This is a genomic window from Moorena sp. SIOASIH, assembly GCF_010671925.1.
In the GTDB taxonomy this organism is placed as follows: Bacteria; Cyanobacteriota; Cyanobacteriia; order Cyanobacteriales; family Coleofasciculaceae; genus Moorena.
In genome coordinates this window covers 443,438-466,831 of sequence record NZ_JAAHIH010000003.1, presented here as the reverse complement: position 1 = coordinate 466,831, position 23,394 = coordinate 443,438, and the positions used below count along the sequence as shown (strand labels likewise).

Genomic DNA, 23,394 nt, shown 5'->3' with positions numbered 1-23,394 from the left:
GACATCCTCCCACCACTAAACGCTTCGCGTTATAGTGGGGGATTCCTGTGAAACCACAGTTCTCGGTTCAACGAGTCGGCTTAGATTATCGATATCTCTATCAACAAACCAGTGGTCGTTCTCTCCCCTAGCGTTTGGGTTTTTGACCCCAGTTCGCGAATGCCCTTCGCTACTGTTTAAGTATTCCGCCAACACCTGCAATCCCTTTGCTAAAATATTTCGTGCTGCATTCCAATCCCGGTCTAAAACTAACTTGCATTTGGGACATTGATGAGTCCGGGTGCTTAAAGTTTTTTCAACTTTTTCGCCACATCCTGAACAATTTATTGTCGTATAATGCGGTGCGACTGGAATACAAATACTGCCATGAATTTTGGCAAAATATTGAAGCCATTGCACGAATTGATACCAAGAAGCATCCGATATGGATTTAGCCAAATTATGATTTTTAACCATATTTTTTATCTTCAAATCTTCATAGACTATCAAATCGTTAGACTTGACTAACGCCAAAGCATCTTTAATGGCTCTGTCTTTACGTTGTCTGGAGATTTTAAGATGTTGTTTAGCTAAGGCCTTTCTCGCTTTGTGATATCGCTTCGATTGTTTTTTTCCTCTTTGATATCGTTTGGAGACCCGACGTTGCAGTTTCTTTAACCGTTTCTCGGATTTCCTTAGATAGCGGGGATTCTCTACAGTATTCCCGTTGCTATCGGTATAGAACTCTTTGAGTCCAAGGTCTATACCAACAACATTACCGTTAAATTCATGCTCTTCTTTTCGCTCCCATTGAATGAGAAATTGACAGTAATAGCCATCAGCACGTCTAACAATTCGGACTCTTTGGATTTGTTGTTCTGAATAGAAAAGCAAATCTCGGCTCGTCCAAAGTGCAAATTTGCCCGCCTTAAATCCATCGGTAAACTCGATTTCTTTACGGTCGGCAGACAACTTCCATCCTGTCTTTTTGTACTCGACAGAACGGCTAAATTTTTTGTACTTTGGAAATCCTTTTTTACCCGACTTGTTCTGCTTGCAGTTGGTATAAAACCGTGAGATAGCTTGCCACGCTCGGTCGGCTGCACTTTGTCGAGCTTGAGAGTTAAGTCTCTGTACCCAAGGGGTTTCGCTATTCTTAGCCAGTTGGGAACATAACTTTTGCAGGTCATTGCGCGTGACCCCTTTATTATCCATCCAAAAACGCAGGCATTTATTCCGAACGAATTGGGACGTTCGGATTGCTTCCTCTAATTTCGCGTATTGGGATGTTGTTCCCTTGAGCTTGGCTTCTATTATAATCATTTTACTATTTTAACATATTTTACCCAGAGTTTATTGCTTTATAATGATTCGAGGTCACTGAGCTATGTCGAAGTGCTTTGCTCAATTTCCTTTATTGGTCGAAATTCATCTCATCGCTATACCCGCAGGGTTAGCGAGAGCCTTCTTTCGACATTTAAGGTAAATTATTCAATTTCAGAGTGCATACACTGTGATGATTATAACCTTGCCAGATGAGCCTAGCTTAACAATTACTTCCACCAACTCTGAGCAATCTTGAAAGTATGTATAGCGCTACGGGCAAGGCAATAGACAATAGGCATGCTAGCAACAGTTGACTACAACAGTGTTTTCTGCTTTTATCAATGTCCTAATTTTAATGCGTAGCGCTATAATGATTGCTTTAGCAACAGCCTTTCTCACACTTTCACTACCAAATACTGAAATCCCCTGTGCCCCATCCATGGGGCACAGGGGACAGGGGTCAGAAAAAAACCCTAAGAGCGATTAGAAACCGACAGCAATCCAACCTATGGTTTCGGTTGTATGTCCTCCATCTGACAGAGCCTGCCTTGGACCACCCCGAACTAATTCGTTCATTTTGAACTTAAAGCCCTTCGTGGTTACATCTGCGATCCTGACACCAGGGGTATCTGCTCCATTAAAGGTTTGAACCATTGGAATCACGATCACATCTGAGCCTTCCCGAAATGGCTCTGCGAAGAACACTTCTTTAAATGTGCTTGTGTCCTGATTTTTTGTTACCACTGGGCCTGGCGAAGACAGCTTAATAATGCCTGCTTGAATCGACGCATGAGCTGGGGTAGCAATGAGTACCAGTGCAGCCATCAAAGACATGAAAAATATCGCAACTCGCTTCATAATCTCCTCCTTAAAATGTGAAATGAGAAAAGCGAAAGAAGTCTTTTAGAGTTAACCTTGCTAAGAGTATCGTGAGCAGAACTGATACTGCCCATGTAATTTTGGCATATTTTATGAAAAAAAAAACGCAGAAATTGTTAAGTTATTTTTGCGTAATTACTGATCAGTTTACCAATTTATGAAGAATGATTAAGCTACTCTAGGATCTGAGTTACCCGTGAGAATCTGTCCCTACTGGCGAGGTCTAGCGGTTGAATCAGCCACCAGCAGTATCCGTGACGCTCCTACACTTCGCGATTGGGTAAGTGTAGGCTTAATGCACCGAGGCAGGCTACTAGAACTTCCAACTCCAATTGATGAGGCTTGTGCGAACGAAGTACTTATAATCGCCTGTGCCCCATCCATTGGGCACAGGGGACAGGGGTCAGAAAAAACCCCTAAGAGCGATTAGAAACCGATAGCCATCCAACCTATGGTTTCTTTTGTATGTTTTCCATCTGACAGAGCCTGCCTTGGACCACCCCGAACTAATTCGTTCATTCTGAACTTAAAGCCCTTCGTGGTTACATCTGTGATCCTGACACCAGGGGTATCTGCTCCATTAAAGGTTTGAACCATTGGAATCACGATCACATCTGAGCCTTCCGGAAATGGCTCTGCGAACAACACTTCTTTAAATCTGCTTGTGTCCTTATTTGCTGTTACCACTGGGCATGGTGAAGACAGGTTAATAATGCCTGCTTGAATCGACGCATGAGCTGGGCTAGCAATGAGTACCAGTGCAGCCATCAAAGACATCAAAAACATCGCAACTCGCTTCATAATCTCCTCCTTAAAATGTGAAATGAGAAAAGCGAAAGAAGTCTTTTAGAGTTAACCTTGCTAAGAGTATCGTGAGCAGAACTGATACTGCCCATGTAATTTTGGCATGTTTTATTAAAAAAAAAACGCAGAAATTGTTAAGTTATTTTTTCGTAATTACTGATCAGTTTACCAATTTATGAAGAATGATTAAGCTACTCTAGGATCTGAGTTCCCTGTCAAAATCTGTCCCTAGACTTTATAGATATAGCTCAACTAACTGCTTATCAGGCTCAAACTCTTCCCGTTCGCTCGCCACCTCAATCCAACCCTGGACAGCTTCTTTAAGCATTTCTATAAGGTGTTCGTAGCTTTCGCCCCATGTATGACATCCAGGTAGTGCTGGAACTGAGCCACACCACACCCCATCCTCTTGCCAAATAACTGCTTTAATCTTCATTGTTGAAATAAGGCTGATACAGCTTAACCAAAAGCGATAGCGATTTGCAACCCGCGCTAATTACAATACCAACAAATAGTCAGTTGCAGCAAATCTCAACATGTCAGAGGATACAGATACCAAGTCAGGCTCACAGCAAACCCCCCTCGCAGCTTGGCGTGCCCAAGAACTACAACGACTCCGCAATAGTTTAAGACGGGGACAACAACCGATGGCCGACTGGCAAGGGGGAACCTTAGCGGTTTCTGCTGTCCCTGGTGCTGGGAAATCTACTGGCATGGCAAAAGCTGCAGCAATTGCGATCGCAAATTACCAACTCCATAGCAGATATCAATTGCTGGTAGTAACCTTCACTCGCTCTGCCGCTGCCAGTATTCGAGCTAAAATCCGCGATGACCTAAAAACCCTTAAGGTCCCACAAAATAGTTTTGTAGTCTATACCTTACATGGTTTAGCCCTCTACATTGCTAACCGTCATCCAGAATTATCGGGACTTAATCTAGACAGTAGTACTCTAGTAACTCCAAATCAAAGTCATCGCTTAATCCGTGCTTGTGTGGAACAGTGGATTGCTAATTATCCACGCCGGTATCTTACCTTGCTCGAAGGTCGAAGCTTTGATGGAGAAGAAACAGAACGGTTGCGCAGACAATCCGTATTGCGAACGGAAGTTTTACCTAACCTGGCCTACACCGTTATCCATGAAGCCAAAAGTTCTGGGTTATTACCAGCAGATTTGTGGCACCTGAGTGAACAGACAACCGATGAATATGGAATATTAGCGATCGCAGCAGGACTGTATCAACAGTATCAAACCATAGTGCGATCGCGTGAATTCATCGACTACGACGACATGATTCTAGCCGCGCTGAGAGTCCTACAAAACTATGCCATCCGTCAGCTCTGGCAAAATCAATTTTTTGCCGTCTTTGAAGACGAAGCCCAGGATTCCACACCCTTACAATACCGACTCTTGCAAACCCTAGCCACATTGCCAGCTAGTTCCGAACCAAACCTTGAACCTTGGCCTATTGGCCACGCTACGCGAACAACCTCCCAACCTTCAACCAAACAACCTTCAACCAAACAACCTTTAACCAAACAACCTTCAACCAAACAACCTTCAACCAAACAACCTTTAACAAATCTGATCCGAGTTGGAGACCCCAATCAAGCCATTAACTCTACCTTTACCCCAGCTGACCCGATTTACTTCAATTGGTTTTGCCAAGAATGTCAGGGAATAGGACATTTAGCCACCATGGATCAAGCGGGTCGCAGTAGCCAGGTTATCATCGATGCTGCCAACTTTATCGTGAATTGGGTTAATAGCACCTATGGCAACAAAAACTCTACCGAAACAGTACCACAGCCAGACTCTATCCCCCAAACCCAACCATCCACCGAGCTACCCTTTCGTCCTCAAACCATTCGTCGAGTAGATGCCAATGACCCTCAAGCGGATGCCAACCCAAATCCAGAAGGGAGAGGTTTAGAACTTTACACTCCTAAGGACATTTACCACACAGTCGAACTGATTGGAAAGCGAGTAGTAGAGCTATTTGCCAAAAACCAAAACCATAACGCTGCTGTGTTAGTGCGGGAGAATCGACAAGGAACCTTTGTGGTCGAACAACTGGAGTATCTCAAACGCCAGCATGGGATTGAGGTGTATGATGTCCAAAAACGCGATCGCGAATCCCACGTTCCCAGTCAAATCCTAACACTGCTGCAATTTCTCGACCGTCCCCATTCTCCGGATTACCTAAAAGCTGCCCTAGATGTCTTGGTAAAACGTCAGTTAATTCCCACCCAAGACCTCAATGCTCTATCCACCTATCCCGAACAATTCCTCTATCCTGGTCCATTGGACCCACCCCAGACCAAAGCAGTTATCAAAGCTCGCCGCTACTGCTGTGATTTACTGCGTGCTCGTCTAGAACTCCCCAATTATCACCTAATTTCCTTCCTGGCTCAGACCTTAAACTATGACCAATCCGAGCTAGCCACAGCAGATAAATTAGCCGAACGGATAGCAAAACAGACCTTTGGCAAAAGTTCTATCAGTGAAACTCTAACAGTACTCCAGGAAATCGTTAGCTCAGAACGTTTTGAACCTGTAGACCCAGACAATACAGACTCCCCTTATCTGCGTTCCCATCAACTGACTGTGATCACCATGCACAAAGCCAAAGGATTAGACTGGGACTATGTTTTCTTGCCCTTTCTCCATGAAGACACCCTTCCAGGTAATCCGTGGGTACCTACTGCCGCTCAGTTTTTGGGAGAATTTACCCTAGCAGAAGTAGCCAGAGCTCAAATTCGTGCCTACCTTCACGGGAAACCCTTACCCATGGCACCCGAGGCTTGGGAACAAGCCGCACAGCTTAAGACTGCTGAAGAATTCCGCTTGCTCTATGTAGCCATGACCCGAGCTAAACGGTTGCTGTGGATGGCCGCCGCCGATTTGGGACCATTTCGGTGGAATACCTTTAGTGGTAAAGGAGATAACTTGCAGCAGAAGAAACCCTGTCCAGTATTGCCAGCATTGAAAGCTCAGTTTCCAAATTCTTTAATGGTTAATGCTTAATGGTTAATGGTTAATTGATTCCTGACAATTTTAAACTTTAAGTTTACCGATTAACAAAAAGACAGGGACTATTTTGGAAGTAATTAACCGAATTTTATATCAGCTTTTAAGCCTCTAATTTAGATAGTTAATCTGCAAGCTTTCAGAGGTTTATTATACCCATAAATATGGTTTGTTATTTTTTCTCTAATCAAAAAAAATAGTCGAGTTAAAAGTGCGAAAAATTACCAAAACTCATCAAAAAAGCAATCCGAAAATTTTCTGATTATTTTTAAAAAAAATGCCATAAATACCCAAAAATAAAATTGCCATTCACAAAAAAAAATGATTCATTTGTAAATGAAGATTTAATTTCACATCAATGAAAACTAAATATCTGATTTGCGTAGCTACTGTTTCTGTCTTAACCAGTATTGTGGCAACTACTACTGCAGCTAAGAGTGCCACGATCGTTCAATCCGCATCAGTGCCACTGATGCCGACAAATATTACTGACGAGCCTCTCACACCTGTTATCAACCCGTTCGACACCAGTCTCGGTACCCTTGATGCCGTGACCATAGAATTTAACGGGCTAATGTCAGGAGACGCACGGAGCGAAAGCCTAGACGCAAAGCCAGCAACTCTGACTTGGAATCTGGAAGGCTTATTCACATTGGTCGGAGCAAATAATACAACCCTGTTCACACAGACAGCAACAGTACGAGATTCAGCCCAAGTCGCTGCCTATGATGGCACATTAGATTTTCAGGGTGAGTCTGCAGTTTCATTTATCGGACTAACCGCTAATGTATCCGGTCAGAAGACCTTCACAAATGGTTCCGTGTTTAATGCATTCCTGGGCACTGAACCCCTAGACTTTTTCTTCTCTGCGAAAACCATATCAATTATTAACGGAACCGCTAATATACTCAATGCGATCGCAACAAAAGCCCAAGGGGATGTTCAGGTTACTTACGACTACACACCAGAGTCAGTACCAGAACCCGCGACTCCCCTTGGCTTAGGTTTAGTCGCAGGACTAAAACTGTTGTGGAAACGAAAGGCGAAAGATGTTAATTGGTAATAGCCAATTTTAAAGTGCTTTAAGTGATATCTTTGAAAGCCACTTATTTTAAGGCTGTTTCGGTTTCATTAGGTGCTGAACCCTGATATTGACACTCCCGGTGGCTAAAGCACGGGGGATTCTTCGTTCTATGACCCGACTTGCTGAGATTGACTTGCGTCAACCTCTGTAGAGGTTGAATCTCCCGAAGCGTTTCGCTCTATGAGCAAGGTTCCTGTGTGCCCCACAGTACCTATGGCTAAACTCAGAATATTGATAGCAGCGTTGTGATCACGTTCGCGTAGCGTCGCCTTCGGCGAATCTAACTCACATCCACATTTGCAAACATGAGTTCTAGTGGATAGTGACTTTTTGACTGTGGTTTCACAATTTGAACAATTTTGACTGGTATATGCTGGGTTGACAGCCACCGTCGCTTTACCAAATTTGCTCCCAAAATACTCTAACCATTTTCTGAATTGATACCAACCTGCATCATTAATTGACTTGGCAAGACAATGATTCTTGACCAGATTCTTAATCCTCAAATCTTCATAGGCTACCACGTCGTTAGACAGGACTACGCAACGCGCTACTCTCTTAGCATGTTCTTCACGTTGCCTACTTATTTTGAGGTGTACTCTACCCAGTTTATTAATGGCTTTTTTGCGGTTGGCACTGCCTTTTTTCTTACGAGAAACGCGACGCTGATAGAATTTCAACCGTTTCTCGCTTTTTCTGTAGAATCGAGGGTTAGGTTCTGTGTTACCGTCTGAATCCGTGTAGAATTCTTTCAACCCTACATCTAGACCTACATTATGCCCTGTTGCTTCAACTTTCTGAGTCAATTCAGTATCGATTAAGAACTGGACATAATAGCCATCGGCTCGTTTGATTAACCTAACCCGTTTGATTTGCTTAATTTGATAGAAGTGTAGATCCCAAGTCCCTTTAAGCTTTAACTTCCCAATTCCAATCTTATCGGTGAAAGTAATTTGCTTCCGGTTTGGGGAAAGCTTCCAACCACTTTGCTTGTACTCGACAGAACGAGAGTTATGCTTAAACTGAGGATATCCCTTTTTCCCGGGGACTTTCTTCTTACAATTCTCATAGAATCGAGAGATGGATGCCCATGTTCTTTCTGACATCGCTTGCCGGGCAGTTGAGTTTAATTTTTTAGCAAAAGGGAACTGATGAGCCAACACTTTGCAGTGTTTGTACAAGTCATTTCTAGATGTTGCTTTAACATCCATCCAGAGTCTTAGGCATTTATTGCGGATAAACTGACCCGTTCTAATTGCTTCATCTATGGCTGTGTACTGAGCGGCTTTCCCTTTGGCTTTAAACTCAAAAACGACTGGCATCTATCGACCTCTTGACGCTACATTTTTATCATAGCTATTCCGTGATAAACTGTCAATAGGATAGGGGAATTTATTCCCCAGCGTCCTACATCCCCATAGATAAATCTAGGGGCTTTGGACGCGGTTTTGGTAAAAAATTGTCCCTAAATCCAGGACCGGAACCACATCCGCAGGTGATACCCTGACCCAGACAAGGGTAGACCTAAGTAAATTGGTAACCAGAATATAAAAGCTAGTACAACTACTAAGATTACGGTGACACCAGCACTACGATACTGGTTTTGCTCACTGTGTAGCCAGCGGTCAACTAGCCAAGCCAGTGCTAATCCAGAAAACACTGAAGCTCCCATATAATGATAAAGAAATGTGCAGCGAGTCACTTTCGTCCAAGGCAATAGGTTAGCGGCGTAGTTTACGATCAAATAAAGGGTAATCCAGGTATAGGAAGTTGGTATGGATTTCCAGCCCACCCCTTCTAAGATGCGTTGGGTTAACAGCAGCAGCAGCAACAAAATTGCTGTAGTCGAGAGCCACCATAGGAAAGGATTCCCCATGGCATGGACATCATAGATTACATTGCTCGCACCAGCCGATAAGGGGAAGTCAGTGGGAACAGCCTCAGGGGTGTGACTAGCAGTCTGATAGAAGTAAGCAATTGGACGCCACATTAACAGCCAACTATACCACCTGGAACAGTAAGGATGGACGTCAGTGCCACTGCCCACATTTTGATGGAAGGTTAAAATTTTGACTTGAGACTCCCAGAATCCAGGGCTAGGATTCATCAGTAAGTGAGGAATCCACAGCAGGCTGTAGGTGACAGCTGGTAAAATCACCAAGTTCAGCAGGATGTGCCCGACATTCAGTTGGGTCAGGTTTTGTAATGGATGGCTTAAGGATGGTATGGGGCGAGTACGGGTTGTCTGCCCAAAATAGCTTCTGAATAATTGCCATACCCAAGCCACAGCCCATACTATATAAATGCCTAACAAAAACCACAAGCCATTCCACTTAATCCCTGCGGAAGCACCAAAAAAGACACCAGATAGGATTAGCATCAGCCAGCGTTTTGCAGCGTGATGATTCAGAGCCAGAAGGAAAAACAACTGACCCAGTAATCCCAAGATTACTAAATATATATTGTTGAGGGCATAGCGGGATTCTACCAGGAATAAACCATCAGTAGCTGCGAACAGAGCAGCAATCAAAGCATAGCTGCGACATCGATTGAGTTGATAAGCCAGAGCCGCGACTACAATCGGAATCAAAGAACCCGTCAGGGCATTCAGCCATCGGTAACTCCAGGTAGAGCGTAAGGAACCAGTCAGGTCGTTAACCGTATCCTGTCCAAAGGGGAGGTGAGAGCCAATCCAGATGCCAATGGCAATGATGTACTGACTTAGGGGAGGATGGGGATTGAAAAAGGAAGTACCGGTTAAGTAGTTATTGGCAAATATAGCGTAGTAAACTTCGTCGAATACCAGGCGATTAAATCGACCCAGTCCCCAAAATCGTAGGGTGAGTGACAGTAAAACAATGGCAGTTATGCCAATGCTAAACCAGGGGATAGACGAATCAGACGGCTTTTTTGGCAAAATCATCACCATCGAGGCTTGGGTTATCGGTCAATGGCACACTCAATCTGGAGTAGAGGAGACCTTGATCAGAAATTCTTTTCTGGGGCAAGAGCGGGAACAGAGATAAGAGTGGAAAGACAACACTGCCCCTTTATCCCCCTTGTCTGCCTTCCCTAATTCCTTCCTGATGTTGCCTAAAACCATTGTCTCTCTTTGCCAGTGGCCTGATTCACTCCCTGTGTAGATCCTCACTGAATATGGGTCTGCTCAAAACTAGGTCATTGCCTATGGGCAAGATGTAATGGTCGGTTATGGTAGCAATTTCCATACCTATTGCTATAAATTAATGAATCAAGTTGGATTGAATTTTTAAGGTTAAAGGTTGTTCCCGTAGCGTGGCCGAAAGGCCAAGGTTGTTCCCGTAGCGTGGCCGAAAGGCCAAGGTTTAAGGTTTAAGGTTTAAGGTGGTGCTGTTGAAAGTTTCAGCTGTCACCGAGCTAATTTGCATACTCAAGAACAGCTACCTGTAGGGTGGGCAAGGTTTTGCCCACCCTACCCATGGCGTCTGTGCGTAAGTCCTGTATAAAATATGCCAATTAAATGCACAGTAGCTTAGTAACCTGTAACCTAATCACCTGCAACCTGTAACTTATACCTGCTCAGCATCTGTAGCTCGAATAAATGAAATTGGTATAACTTATCCCTATTATCCCTATTATCCCTATTATCCCTATTATTATTTTTACCCTTTTTACGATTTTGACACGCTTATCCTCCCTTCGCTTCTCCCTCTTGCCTATACAATTGTGATAACAATTGTGATCTAACCAGAAAAACTATCAGACAAGTATTCCGGATTTTCCTCTAACTGGATTGAAAAACTAATAATAGGCATCACCACTTGACCTGGCGTTATTATCAAATAACTTCACAAGTTACACACAAAATCTAAATAATTTTAAACTGTTGGTAAAGATTATGAATGAACAAAATTTTTAGAAAAAAAAAAGGTTTTTTATGCCAAGTTTTGAGTTAGAATTTATCTGGTTTTTATGGACAAGGAGAAAAATTAATTTTTCTCCTTGAGGAGAGTTATTCCTGGGTGTGCTGCCACTCTAAACCATCATTAGCAGTAATTTTTTTTCTCGTTAATAGAGAAAAATATGCCTCTGCTAATGACTTAAAATTCAAGGATTAAAACAATCAAAACCCACAGAGTTAGCACATACTAAACACTTATGAGTACCAGACTTAATAATCAATTAATTGGAACAGATAACCACGACTTGATCGAAGGTACCGATTCGCGAGATGATATCAAGGCCGGAGAGGGGGCTGACAGTATATCCGGAGGTCTCGCAGGTGACATTATCAACCCTGGTGATGATAACTCTCGTGATGTGATCTGGTATAGTGACTTTGATCAGAAGAGGGACATCATCGAAGATTTCGATCCTAACGATGAAGATATTGTGGTTCTAACCTCTGGTTTCTTTTGGGATCTTGTTCACAACGAAGGTTTGAATTCAGATGCCAATCTTGGAGATTGGTTGCAAATTCATCAGTTTGGTTCAGATACTTATATTCAAGTAGATTCAGATGGTCTTCAAGGCAACACCCCCTTCAGAACATTAGCTATCCTGAAAGATGTTAATGCAAACGATATAACTATAGATATTCAAGAAGATGGTGATTTTTTCATCGGATGATTAACCACAGGTGATTTAGGATTGTCAAGATCAGCTTCGAGGTTACGTGTGGAACCAATCAGCAATCCGGTCAGTCTTCAACTCAAGACTGTCAGATGGGTTAAGAGCGTCTACTCGGAAAAAATCTCCACTTTGGAACTGGGAAGCATCTACCAATGACTAATCTCTAGTTCTCAACAAAGATAATAAATATGTTTCACCTTAAAAACCACAAGTGCTTCTCTTTGAGAACAGGTATTGTCAGCCTAATCGGTGTGGCCAGTCTATTTGATACTAATCCTGCCTCAGCCATCATCATCACTAATGGTAGTTTTGAAAACGATTTTACGGGCTGGGAAACATTGGGCAGTGCTTCTGTGCGCACCGCAGGTTTTGGTAGTAAACCTACTGACGGCAGTTTCTATGCCCAGCTAGATACATTCCTTCCCCAGGAACAAGAGAACTTCATGGAGCTAGCCGATTTTCTAGAGCTGAACATTACAGCACTGGATAATCTGGGCACGGGAAAGGGGGAGGTGTTTGAAGGATCAGCAATCAGAACTAGCTTTACAGCAGAAGCAGGAGATGTTCTTAATTTCGATTACAACTTCCTCACAGATGATTTCGGTTCCGAATATTTTAATGACTTCGCTTTTGTGGGAATTTCCGGTCAGGTGAAGGATTTGGCTGATACCTTCTCAGTATTAGCTGATTCCATGACACCGTTTGTGAATGAAACTGGTTTTAGCACCTACTCTCAGACAATTGCTGCCTCTGGAACTTACACTGTCACCATAGGTGTGACAGATGTTGGGGATGGTGCCTTTGATTCAGGAGTACTAATCGATAATGTCAATGTAGTCAGACTCGAACCAACTGATCCCCCCTCCGTTCCACAACCAGATCCCCCCTCCGTTCCACAACCAGATCCCCCCTCCGTTCCACAACCAACTGATCCTACCTCAGTTCCAGAACCAAGCTCTGTATTGGGGTTACTAGCTATTGGGGTTTTAGGGGTGAGAAGTCAGTTGAACAAACACAAACAAAAGTGTGAGGGAACTAGTAAAACACTGCACAGCTAATTGGGAGACCCGCGAAAAATGCACTAAAGACTCTGACCAATGAACTAGAGCGATAAGGAGCGAGTGTTGGTTCGGAGTAATTCTAATCATAACAGAACACCATGGGCGATTTCTATTCTGCAATAGTTCCGCTTCACGCCTATCCCAACGGCAGGAAAATCTCTTAGCTTAGACTAATTACCTTTGACAGACTAACAAAGTTACCAAAAATTTTGGGTTTAAAGCCCCGTCCTTATAGGAAGGCTTTCTTTTTAAGTTAAAACTTGACACTTTTCGCACTGCGTGTTATAATAAAATTATAAACAAAAAATAAAAAACTAGATAAATACTATCTAATGATAAGTAGACAACGTAAAAAATATGTAAGAGATACATATTGCGTAATTTGGTCTAACGACTTAAACGTCTATGAAAAAAAATTAGATAAAAAAAGTATCTATCTATATGTAAAAAAAAGGTAAGGTACGGTGGGGCACACCGAAACCTAGATCTATAAGATCTAAACTCTTAGGGAGAATTGTCCTCTACCTTTCCTGGTTCCGACCTGGTTTGGCAAGACAGCTCGTTGAAGTAAGAATCCCCGTCCTTATAGGACGGGGAGTGTCAAACATGCTCTAAAATCATAATTATGTTATTATGAAATGATAGCTATTCAGCTAATCAGGAACCAAGGTAAAATCAATCTCCGCAACTTGTAATAGCCTTGTAATAGCTCGGTGCTCTAGGGCGTGTGCTTCTGGTTTTGTTATTTGAGATCCTTTGAGCAGAACTCTTTGGCTTTCCCAAATCTTTTTAAAACTTAATATATAGTGATACCAAGTGGCGAGTAGTCAGCTATAGCGCTACGCGCAAGTCCGCAAGTCCGCAAGTCCGCAAGTCCGCAAGTAAGCGATTACTTACGTTTCGGAGTTTAGGAATGTCAAACATCTAAATGGGTAGTGCTATATCAGCGGTCAGCCCAGTTGCTTAGAACTGACCCTCAACCAATAACCAAAAGCTCCGTGGGCAAGGCACAATCAACGGCCTTACTGAACTAAGCAAAGATATCAAGTAGTGTGGTGGTAAGCATTCAGCTATCAGCGTGTCGCGTATCAGCATATGCTTAGATGGGCTTCCATACTTTCAATTTTCATTAATCTCGAACTATTAAATTCGACCGTTTCCCATGCTACGGGAACGGCGCACGCTACGCGAACGAGATTTATTTTAAGCTGACAGCTGACGGCTGAATGCTTACGTGTGGTGTCAGTAGTCAGTTACCCAGTAGCCATTACCGAGAACGCGTTTTCCCCATACCCTAGTTTCGTAAATGTGGAAAAACTGTACTGTTGAAGCTTGAAAATTAGGAATTATAATATACAGTGGGCGATATCTAAATCATATCCACAACCGCGCTACCACAAAGCCAAACATTTCCTATGGGGACAACTACAGTTTTACGAATAGGCGATCGCGTCATTAGTGCAGAAGAAATTGTTCCCCTGCTAGCTGGTTACCAATTGCTGCCACCGTTAATCCGTGAGATTATCATTGACGAGGCAGTGGCTACCGCAAGCTGCACACCTGAGGAGAAGGCTCAAGCCTATCAGCAGTTCTTGGAAAAAAATCAACTCATTGACGAGACGGCTAAACAGGCTTGGCTAAAGCAGCGTGGTATGAATCCAGCTCAATTAGAAGCCCTAGCGGTACGAAGTATTCTGATTGAGAAATACAAACAACAAACCTGGAGTCACAAACTGGAATCTTATTTTCTGGAACGGAAGGGACAATTAGACCGAGTGATTTATTCCCTGATTCGGACTAAAGACCCAGGGGTAGCCCAAGAAATCTATTTCCGGATTCAAGAAGGAGAAGAGTCTTTTGCTGACCTAGCCAGGGAATATTCCCAAGGACCAGAAGCTCAGACTGGGGGATTAATCGGTCCGGTTGAACTGAGCGTACCTCACCCCGCCTTAGCCCAAATGCTTCGCCTGAGCCAACCCGGACAACTGTTCCCACCGACACGCTTGGGAGAATGGCTGTTAATCGTGCGTTTGGAGAAGTTTATGCCAGCGCAGTTAGATGATTCGATGCGCCAGCGACTGCTGAATGAATGTTTCAGCACCTGGCTAAGTGAGCAACTGAATCAGCAATTAGCGGCGCTAGATTAACGACTTGACTTTCTTATTAAACTAAACTCTTGAAAGTAAAGAGAGGGCTAAGATTCCGGATTTTGGGGAAAATAGGCGGGATTTGGCTAATAGTTTGGGATCATCCCGCGCCAGATGGGGAAGATTCCGAAAAACTCCTCTAGCTTGGGGATATGGTAATCCTAAAGCTGTGCCGTGGCTAAATTATGAGTAGTCTATGGTGATCGGGAAAATTTTTGTTCTTTAAGGCTAGTCTCAATAGACTTTGCCTGATTCCATCATAGCATAGCCAACTAGTTACATTTCTTGATGAAAGAAGCGCTAAGCAAGTCCTAGGGTGCGTTACAGAGTCTTAACATAAAAGACATACCTACTATGCCTAGCATATCCTAATAAATACCCCATGAGAAGCTGTTATCAAATTTAATTAAGCTAACTAATCTCACCCTTTAGCTAACTAATCTCAAATCCTAAGAGGCTCAATGACCTATACAACAACAATTAAAGAGTTTCTAGCTGGTATTTCTCCGTTCAATAAATTGTCAAGGGCGGCACTGCAAAAACTGTCCACGAGTTGCCAACTGTTGCGCTACCGCATGGGTCAGACAATTGTGGTCAGGGATAAAATGCCAGGCCAAGTCTCGATTCTATTCCAAGGAAAAGCCCGTCTAATTGGCTATGACCAACGCCGTCAAACCCCCACAACCCTAAAATTACTACAACCAGGGGCGATTCTTGGCTGGGTCAGTTTGGTCAGGGGCATACCCTGTGAAACTGCGATCGCATCGGTGGAAGCGGTTTGTGTCACCATCAATGCGGCTGACTTCTTAGGGCTGCTAGAGACAGAAAAACCTTTCTCAGATGCCTTCAAAGCCCGTTGTGGTCTAGTCGAAATCTTTGATCTTTTGGGGACAGAGTTGGGGCGTCGGGCTGAGGCAGAGACTGACCTCAAAGCTCTTGCCATGTTAGCCTGGTCAGACGCTTTAGTTTATAATCTGCCTCGGGGCAAGCAAATGTCAAGCCAACTCGACCCCAATCGAGTATGGTTTGTGAGTGGGGGAGCAGCCGCCAATTTACCAGTAGGGTCTTGTCTGAGTTCGGAAGCATTGTCTAGCTTACAGGTCAATGGTCATGGTGCAACCCGCTTGGTGGGAATTCCAGAAGCTATTTTCTCTGAGCAAACCGCTACTGACTCGGAAACCCTGGCTGAGCCTACCGATACAATTCCCAGTATACCTCAAGACGATATTCCCCAGGCTCCAGACCGACCGGATGAGGCTCCCGAGACGATTTACACTGAGCAGACTACTCCTACAAAATTCCCCTTTATACGGGGTAAAGGAGCGGTGCAGGAATCCTTGGCTTGTTTCCAAATGCTGAGTAAGTACTTTAAAATGCCTTTCCGCAAAGATAGTATACGGAAGGTGCTAAAAAACCAGCATGCTCGCACCGGTCAAATCTCCCTTCAGCACTGTGGTGCAGTGGCAGAACTGATGGGATTAACTGCCCAACTCGCAACAATACCAGCTAACGCTATCAAACGTTTACCTACCCCAGCGATGCTGTTGTGGCACGATAGCTTAGCTATTCTCTATGAAGCCAGTGAACGGCAAATAGTGCTGGCAGTGCCACAGCTGGGAATTCAACGGCTTAAACCCAAAGATTTTGAAGAAAACTGGGGGGAAGGCGGGCAAGTACTTCTGTTAAAACCCACCAAAGACACCCCTACCCAGCGGTTTGGTCTGAGTTGGTTTTGGCCTTCTATCGTTCGTTACCGCAAGGTATTGACGGAAGTTTTAATTGCTTCTTTCTTTGTCCAACTGTTGGGTCTAGCCTATCCCTTGATTATCCGGGTACTGATTGACAAAGTGATTTCCCAAAACAGTACCGATACCTTGCAAGTACTGGGAATTTTACTGTTGGTGGTGTCGGTTTTTGAGGGGGTTTTAATCACCCTGCGTACCTACCTGTTTGTAGATACGACCAACCGTATCGATATGTCTCTCGGTTCCGAGATTATTGACCACCTGTTGCGCTTACCCTTAAACTATTTCGAGAAACGACCCGTAGGGGAGTTGTCAACTCGCATCAATGAGCTAGAAAATATCCGCTCCTTTTTGACCGGGACCGCCCTAACCGTGGTGTTAGATTCAGTGTTTTCTGTAATCTACATCGTGGTCATGTTCCTCTTTAGTTGGGTGCTGACCCTGGTGACTTTGTCAGTAATCCCTTTGTTCATGCTCCTGACCCTGATCGTTTCCCCAATTGTCCGGCAACAGCTACGCAATAAAGCGGAACGGAATGCTCAAACCCAATCCTATCTAGTGGAGGTCTTATCTGGCATTTCCACCGTTAAAGCCCAGAATATTGAATTGCGATCGCGTTGGAAATGGCAAGAGAAATATGGGCGCTATGTTAGTGAAGGCTTCAAGAATGTGCTAACCTCTACCGCCGCCAGTTCTATGAGCACCTTCTTGAACAAACTCTCTGGTTTACTTGTGCTGTGGGTAGGGGTCTATCTAGTACTAGATGGACAATTAAGCTTAGGGGGGTTGATTGCCTTTCGGATTATTGGGGGCTACGTTACCAGTCCCTTGCTGCGTTTAGCCCAACTTTGGCAAAACTTCCAGTCTACAGCCCTATCTCTCGAACGCCTCAGTGACATTGTCGATACACCCAAAGAAGTGGCTGAAGCAGACCAGGGTAATATCCCCTTGCCCTCTATCAGGGGAGACATTCGCTATGAAAATCTCTCCTTCCGCTTTGCCAAGAGTGGACCAATGCAACTGAATAACATTAACGTCGAGATTCCAGCTGGTTCATTTGTAGGGATTGTAGGTCAAAGTGGTTCCGGTAAGAGTACCATGACCAAACTTTTGGCTAGACTCTATGGTCCAGAGTCCGGTCGGATCATTGTCGATGGTTACGATATCTCGAAAGTCGAACTCTATTCCCTGCGGCGTCAGATTGGGATTGTGCCTCAGGAAACCCTGTTGTTTGAGGGAACCGTTCAAGAGAATATTGCTCTGACCAATCCTGATGCAGACAGTGAGGAAATTATTCAGGCAGCAAAAATAGCAGTAGCCCATGATTTTATCATGGGTTTGCCTTTGGGTTACAATAGCAGCGTTGGCGAAAGGGGTTCAGGTCTTTCCGGGGGACAACGACAGCGTATTGCGATCGCCAGAACGATTTTGCAATCACCCAAGTTAATGATATTAGATGAAGCCACCAGCGCCCTCGATTATGACACCGAGCGGCAAGTGTGTTTAAATCTAGCGGAAGCTTTTCAACAAAGTACGGTATTGTTCATTACCCACCGCCTAGGAACCATTCGCAACGCTGATATCATTTTGATGATGGATCGGGGTTCAATAGTAGAGCAAGGCACTCATGATGAACTGATGGCTCAGAAAGGTCGTTACTATTGCCTCTACATGCAACAAGATGCTCAAATGTAGCTATGAAGGGTGAAGCATGAAGCAATATTGGGTGAAGGATTAAGTATGAAGAATTATGAAGTGTGTATTGTCTTGGCAGTTGCTATTTGGTTTAACCCTTGGTGTCGGATAGACTAGGCTCAAGGATAAAAAAATACTAGTGGTCGGGGAGTTGGTTGTACAGAGGCTATCAATTGAAAGAAAGAAGTTTTGGCTAACTCCCCCTAAAGTAAGTGATAAAAATGAGCAATGAGTGAGGTGATTATTAGTTACTAAATATTTAATTAGTCAACCAGATAATTATATCATTATTCATTATTTAGCTTTTATCCTTCGTTCTTTAGCTTTTATCCTTCGTTCTTTATCTTTTATCCTTCATTCTTTATCTTTTGTACTTCATACTTCATCCTTCATCCTTTCCGAAGTATTAACCAATAGCAGGAGCTAATAACGATGAGCCAATATAATGGCAATGGTAATGGCAATGGTAATGGCAATGGTAATGGCAATGGTAATGGCAAAGCTTCCAAAGCAAATCCAAAAATTAACTTAGGTTCTGTCGGTACTATGAGCAAAACGGCAGTTCCTCAAGACACCAGGGACAGACATCGTGCTTCTAATAGTCACCTCGAATTTGACCAGCCAGTTATTCTAGAACAATCGCCCCATTGGTCTCATGCCATTCTCTGGGCACTGTTGAGTCTAACAAGTTTTGGTTTGGTGTGGGCTTACTTTGCCAAAATTGACTATGCCGTTCCCGCTCGGGGCAAGCTAGAGCCACAAGGTGCGGTTAAAGAAGTCCAAGCTCCTGTGGGTGGAGTGGTTACAAAAATTCATATTAAGGAAGGACAGCGGGTTAAAGAAGGGGATTTGCTCCTTTCGTTTGAGCCCAAAGCTACTCAGGCTCAACTCACGTCTCTCAATAAACGCCGGGCTACTTTAATCAGAGAAAACCAGTTTTATCAAGCTGCTATTAGTAATCCTTCTTATCCACCTGTACCACCACCAGGTTTGGACATACAACTGTCCTCACAACTCCCTTCTCTGATCGCTAGTCGAAACACGGTACTGGCAGAAATTGGACTTTATCGCGCTCAACTCAGTGGAGGTTCCTCTATAGCTAATCTTAGCCCTGAACAACGAATTCGTTTACAATATGGTACTTCTGCACTTGAGGCTCGGATTGCTGAACTTGAGAGTAGAATTGGCTCCCTAAAGGAACAGCTGAAACAAAATCAGATTCAACTTGCCAATGGCAGAGACATCCTGAGTGTTGAGCAGGGTATTCTTGCAGATCTCAGACCCCTGTATGAACAAGGGGGCTTTTCTAAGATTCAGTTCTTGAGGCAGCAAAATGAGGTCAAAAATCGCCAAACTGAGATAAACTCTAGGATTGAAGAAGAAAAACGCTTGCAAAAAGAAATTGCTGGGGTCAGAGCAAATCTACTCAATACCATTGCGTCTTCTCAACGAGAACTGACGGATTTGATGGCGCAGAATAAAGAAAGAATTGATAGCATAAACACCCAAATAGCTAGCATTATCAGTCAATTAAATCAACGCATTGTTGATAATAATAAACAGATGGCGGAAATTGATAGCCAGTTGCAGCAGGCTCAACTAACCCTAAGCTATCAAGAACTACGAGCTCCTGTGGATGGAACAGTCTTTGATTTGCAACCCTCAACTCCTGGTTTTGTTGCCAATACCAGTGAACCAGTGCTCAAAATTGTTCCCGGTAGCTCTCTGATTGCTAAGGTATTTCTTACCAACCGAGACATCGGCTTTGTGGAAGCAGGTATGGAAACCGAAGTCAGAGTTGACTCTTTTCCCTTTAGTGAGTTTGGTGATGTCAAAGGGGAGGTAATATCTATTGGTTCTGATGCCCTACCACCGGATCCTGCGGAATTGCGTCAAGACTATACTTTCCCTGCCAAAATCAAATTGGATAAACAGTTCATTCAAGCTTATGGCAAAGAAGTGCCATTGCAATCGGGTATGTCTATCAGTGCCAATATCCGGGTGCGTAAGCGAACAGTGATGAGTATTTTCACCGAGATGTTTTTGGATAAGACTGAAAGCTTGACCAAAATGCGTTAGCTATCAGCTATCAGCTATCAGCTATCAGCTATCAGCTATTAGCTATTAGCTATTAGCTATCAGTTATCAGCTATCAACTATCAGCTATCAGCTATCAGCGCTCAGCTTTGTAGTACAAGGTTCTAGCCTGTGCTACAAAGCACTTCAAGTAGCGTGGCTAAGGGCAAATCCCCACACTTTCAATTCTCATTAATCTTGAACTATTAAATTCTCCCGTTCAAGGTTTATTTTAAGTAAGCTGACGGCTGAATGCTGACGGCTGAATGCTGACGGCTGAATGCTTACATGTTTCCCTACCTAAGCGATCGCTCTAGGTGTTGGTTGTTGCTATTGGCGGCAACCACTCCTCAAGATTACGGTTCTACCGACTGCTGAATCTAAGCACAGATGGGTACATTGGTGAATGTAAAGTACATAAAACTTTACACCAGGGTGATATTTCACCCACTGCTTAAATTCGGTAAGGTGAACCAGCGATGTTTGAACATTTTACAGATAAAGCGATCAAATCCATCATGCTGGCTCAGGAGGAAACCCGTCGCTTGGGACACAGCCTCGTAGGAACTGAGCAACTGCTGTTGGGTTTGATTGCACAAGGAACAGCTGTGGCAGCCAGAGTGCTGAGGGATTTTGGTGTTACCCTCGAAGATGCTCGCTACTCGGTTGAAAATACTGTGGGTAGGGGTTCGAGAATGTTTAGCTCAGAACTTCCTTTCACCCCCAAAGCCAAAGAAGTTTTCCAGCAATCTTTCCAGGAAGCTAAGCAACTTGGACACAACTACATCGATACTGAACATTTGTTGCTAGCTATCATTCAAGACAGGAACAGCGTTGCAAGTCAAGTACTGGTAAACCTGGGTGTAAGCATAACACAATTACGCACCCATGTCATTAGTACGATAGCAGAATTAACAGCAGCAACGACTGCTAAGGGAAAAGGTTCCTCGTTTATAGGGAATACTCAAAATCAGAAAGCTACCTTAGAAGAATTTGGAACTAATCTGACCAAGTTAGCTGCAGAGGGCAAACTGGATCCGGTGGTTGGTCGTCAGCAGGAAATCGAGCGGGTGGTCCAGATTTTAGGTCGTCGTAGCAAGAATAACCCGATCTTACTGGGGGAACCAGGAGTTGGGAAAACTGCGATCGCAGAAGGTCTAGCCCAACGGATTGTATCTCAAGATGTTCCAGACCTGTTGGCAGACAAACAAGTCATTAGCCTAGATATGGCTTTATTGGTTTCTGGTACTCGCTTCCGGGGAGACTTTGAAGAACGGCTCAAGCAGGTTGTCTCTGAAGTCCAGCAATCGGGGAATATTATCCTAGTGATTGACGAAATTCACACCTTAGTTGGTGCTGGATCCTTAGAAGGGGGTATGGATGCGGCTAATCTCCTTAAGCCTGCTCTCGCTAGAGGTGAACTCCAGTGCTTGGGAGCTACTACTCTGGATGAATACCGGAAGTATATCGAGAAAGACGCAGCACTAGAACGTCGTTTCCAGCCAGTCATGGTCTCGGAACCCTCTGTAGAGGATACCATTGACATACTCCATGGTTTGCGCTCAACCTACGAGCAGTATCACAAAGTCCAGATTTCCGACCAAGCGTTACTGGCTGCAGCTCAATTGTCAGACCGCTATATCTCCGACCGCTATTTACCTGACAAAGCCATTGACCTGATTGACGAAGCTGGGAGTCGGGTTCACTTGATGCACTCAAAACCTTCCTCAAGGGCTAGAGCAGAATCAGAGTGGGAGAGTGAGGGAATTGAAGGTAAGTTATCCCCATCCCCAACCACTCCGATTGTTGATTACGAAGACATTGCTCACATCGTCGCGTCTTGGACTGGGATACCGGTCAATAAACTGACGGAATCTGAATCAGCTCTGCTGCTGCACTTGGAAGAAACTTTGCACGAGCGGATTATTGGTCAAGACGAAGCTGTTACTGCTGTGTCTCGGGCAATTCGTCGGGCAAGAGTTGGATTGAAGGATCCCAATCGACCGATTGCTAGCTTTATCTTCTCTGGTCCGACTGGAGTTGGTAAAACAGAACTGGCTAAATCGTTGGCTTCTTACCTGTTCGGGTCAGAAGACAAGATGATTCGCCTTGACATGTCGGAATATATGGAACGCCACACTGTTTCCAAGCTGATTGGTTCTCCCCCAGGGTTTGTGGGGTACGACGAAGGCGGTCAACTTACCGAAGCCGTGCGACGTCAGCCTTACTCGGTGGTACTATTTGACGAAATCGAGAAAGCTCACCCTGACGTTTTCAACGTACTGTTGCAACTGTTAGATGATGGTCGCTTAACCGATGCTAAAGGTCATACTGTAGATTTCAAGAACACAATATTAATCATGACCTCCAATATCGGTTCTAAAGTGATTGAAAAAGGAGGTAGTGCTTTTGGCTTTGAGTCGTCAAATAACCAAGAGGAGTCTAGGTACAACCAGATCCGCACTCAGGTCAATGACAATCTGAAAGACTATTTCCGTCCTGAGTTCCTCAACCGCCTTGACGATATAATTGTCTTCCGTCAGCTCAAGAAGAATGAAGTTAAGGAAATTGCTGACATCCTGCTTCAGGAAATCTCTAGCTCTATACAAGAGAAAGGAATTACCCTCGAAGTCACAGAGGCTTTCAAAGACCACTTAGTCACAGCAGGCTACGAACCCAGCTATGGTGCTAGACCTCTACGACGGGCAATTATGAGCTTGTTAGAAGATAGCTTAGCCGAAGCCATGCTATCTGGTCAGATTCAAGAGGGGGATACGGCAGTTGTTGATGTGGATGAGCACGGTCAGGTTACTGTATTATCTGCTAACGCCCAAAAGCGGCTGCTGCAACCAGTTGGTGTTTGCTAGTGCCAAGGAGTGATGCCAAATTTCCTTAAAAGCTGGACTTTCAAGGCTGGATCTGTAGAGGGGTTGCCTGCAATCCCTCTAACATATATCT

General features: G+C 44.0%; 15 protein-coding genes. 8 read left to right on the top strand and 7 right to left on the bottom strand.

What is annotated here, in order from left to right; all coding sequences use genetic code 11:
* Positions 1-15: 15 nt before the first annotated feature.
* The 4 genes from F6J90_RS17250 to F6J90_RS17235 all read right to left on the bottom strand — a co-directional run bounded on the left by F6J90_RS17250 (position 16) and on the right by F6J90_RS17235 (position 3,424).
* Positions 16-1,302, bottom strand: coding sequence for a transposase (locus F6J90_RS17250; protein ID WP_293095952.1), 1,287 nt, complete (start codon positions 1,300-1,302; stop codon positions 16-18).
* Between the two features lie 486 nt (positions 1,303-1,788).
* A complete protein-coding gene (locus F6J90_RS17245) occupies positions 1,789-2,163 on the bottom strand; it encodes a hypothetical protein (protein WP_293095951.1) in 375 nt (124 codons plus the stop codon).
* 447 nt (positions 2,164-2,610) lie between these two features.
* Entirely contained in the window at positions 2,611-2,985 is a 375-nt protein-coding gene (locus F6J90_RS17240; protein WP_293095949.1) for a hypothetical protein, read from the bottom strand.
* A 238-nt stretch (positions 2,986-3,223) separates the two neighbouring features.
* Positions 3,224-3,424: a type II toxin-antitoxin system HicB family antitoxin gene (locus F6J90_RS17235; RefSeq protein ID WP_293095947.1), complete on the bottom strand. Its 201-nt coding sequence runs from the start codon at positions 3,422-3,424 to the stop codon at positions 3,224-3,226.
* A 100-nt stretch (positions 3,425-3,524) separates the two neighbouring features.
* Here F6J90_RS17235 and F6J90_RS17230 point away from each other — a divergent pair, with 100 nt between their 5' ends.
* Together F6J90_RS17230 and F6J90_RS17225 are read left to right on the top strand one after the other, a co-directional pair.
* Positions 3,525-6,014 (top strand): ATP-dependent helicase, encoded by a 2,490-nt coding sequence (locus F6J90_RS17230; protein ID WP_293095946.1) that lies wholly within the window; start codon positions 3,525-3,527, stop codon positions 6,012-6,014.
* Between the two features lie 361 nt (positions 6,015-6,375).
* On the top strand, positions 6,376-7,080 hold the full coding sequence (locus F6J90_RS17225; RefSeq protein WP_293095944.1) for a choice-of-anchor E domain-containing protein: 705 nt from the start codon (positions 6,376-6,378) through the stop codon (positions 7,078-7,080).
* Positions 7,081-7,208: 128 nt separating this feature from the next.
* Here F6J90_RS17225 and F6J90_RS17220 read toward each other — a convergent pair whose 3' ends face one another.
* The 3 genes from F6J90_RS17220 to F6J90_RS17210 all read right to left on the bottom strand — a co-directional run bounded on the left by F6J90_RS17220 (position 7,209) and on the right by F6J90_RS17210 (position 10,252).
* The gene (locus F6J90_RS17220) at positions 7,209-8,423 is read right to left on the bottom strand and encodes a transposase (protein ID WP_293095943.1); all 1,215 of its coding nucleotides are present in this window, start codon (positions 8,421-8,423) and stop codon (positions 7,209-7,211) included.
* Positions 8,424-8,566: 143 nt separating this feature from the next.
* Positions 8,567-10,024 carry a phospholipid carrier-dependent glycosyltransferase gene (locus F6J90_RS17215; RefSeq protein ID WP_293095941.1) on the bottom strand — a complete coding sequence of 486 codons (1,458 nt, stop codon included), beginning with the start codon at positions 10,022-10,024 and terminating at the stop codon, positions 8,567-8,569.
* Between the two features lie 36 nt (positions 10,025-10,060).
* Positions 10,061-10,252, bottom strand: a complete 192-nt coding sequence (locus tag F6J90_RS17210; protein WP_293095938.1) for a hypothetical protein — start codon at positions 10,250-10,252, stop codon at positions 10,061-10,063.
* A gap of 986 nt (positions 10,253-11,238) precedes the next feature.
* On the opposite strand from F6J90_RS17210, the gene F6J90_RS17205 reads away from it, so the two are divergent.
* From F6J90_RS17205 to F6J90_RS17180, 6 genes are all read left to right on the top strand, one after another.
* Complete coding sequence (locus F6J90_RS17205) at positions 11,239-11,709, top strand: type I secretion C-terminal target domain-containing protein (RefSeq protein WP_293095935.1); 471 nt, start codon at positions 11,239-11,241, stop codon at positions 11,707-11,709.
* A gap of 224 nt (positions 11,710-11,933) precedes the next feature.
* On the top strand, positions 11,934-12,770 hold the full coding sequence (locus tag F6J90_RS17200) for a PEP-CTERM sorting domain-containing protein (RefSeq protein ID WP_293095932.1): 837 nt from the start codon (positions 11,934-11,936) through the stop codon (positions 12,768-12,770).
* Positions 12,771-14,188: 1,418 nt separating this feature from the next.
* Entirely contained in the window at positions 14,189-14,920 is a 732-nt protein-coding gene (locus tag F6J90_RS17195; RefSeq protein ID WP_009149356.1) for a peptidylprolyl isomerase, read from the top strand.
* Between the two features lie 461 nt (positions 14,921-15,381).
* On the top strand, positions 15,382-18,360 hold the full coding sequence (locus tag F6J90_RS17190; RefSeq protein ID WP_293095929.1) for a peptidase domain-containing ABC transporter: 2,979 nt from the start codon (positions 15,382-15,384) through the stop codon (positions 18,358-18,360).
* Positions 18,361-18,792: 432 nt separating this feature from the next.
* Complete coding sequence (locus tag F6J90_RS17185) at positions 18,793-20,439, top strand: HlyD family efflux transporter periplasmic adaptor subunit (protein ID WP_293095926.1); 1,647 nt, start codon at positions 18,793-18,795, stop codon at positions 20,437-20,439.
* Positions 20,440-20,915: 476 nt separating this feature from the next.
* Positions 20,916-23,303, top strand: a complete 2,388-nt coding sequence (locus tag F6J90_RS17180; RefSeq protein ID WP_293095923.1) for an ATP-dependent Clp protease ATP-binding subunit — start codon at positions 20,916-20,918, stop codon at positions 23,301-23,303.
* The last annotated feature ends 91 nt before the right edge of the window (positions 23,304-23,394 follow it).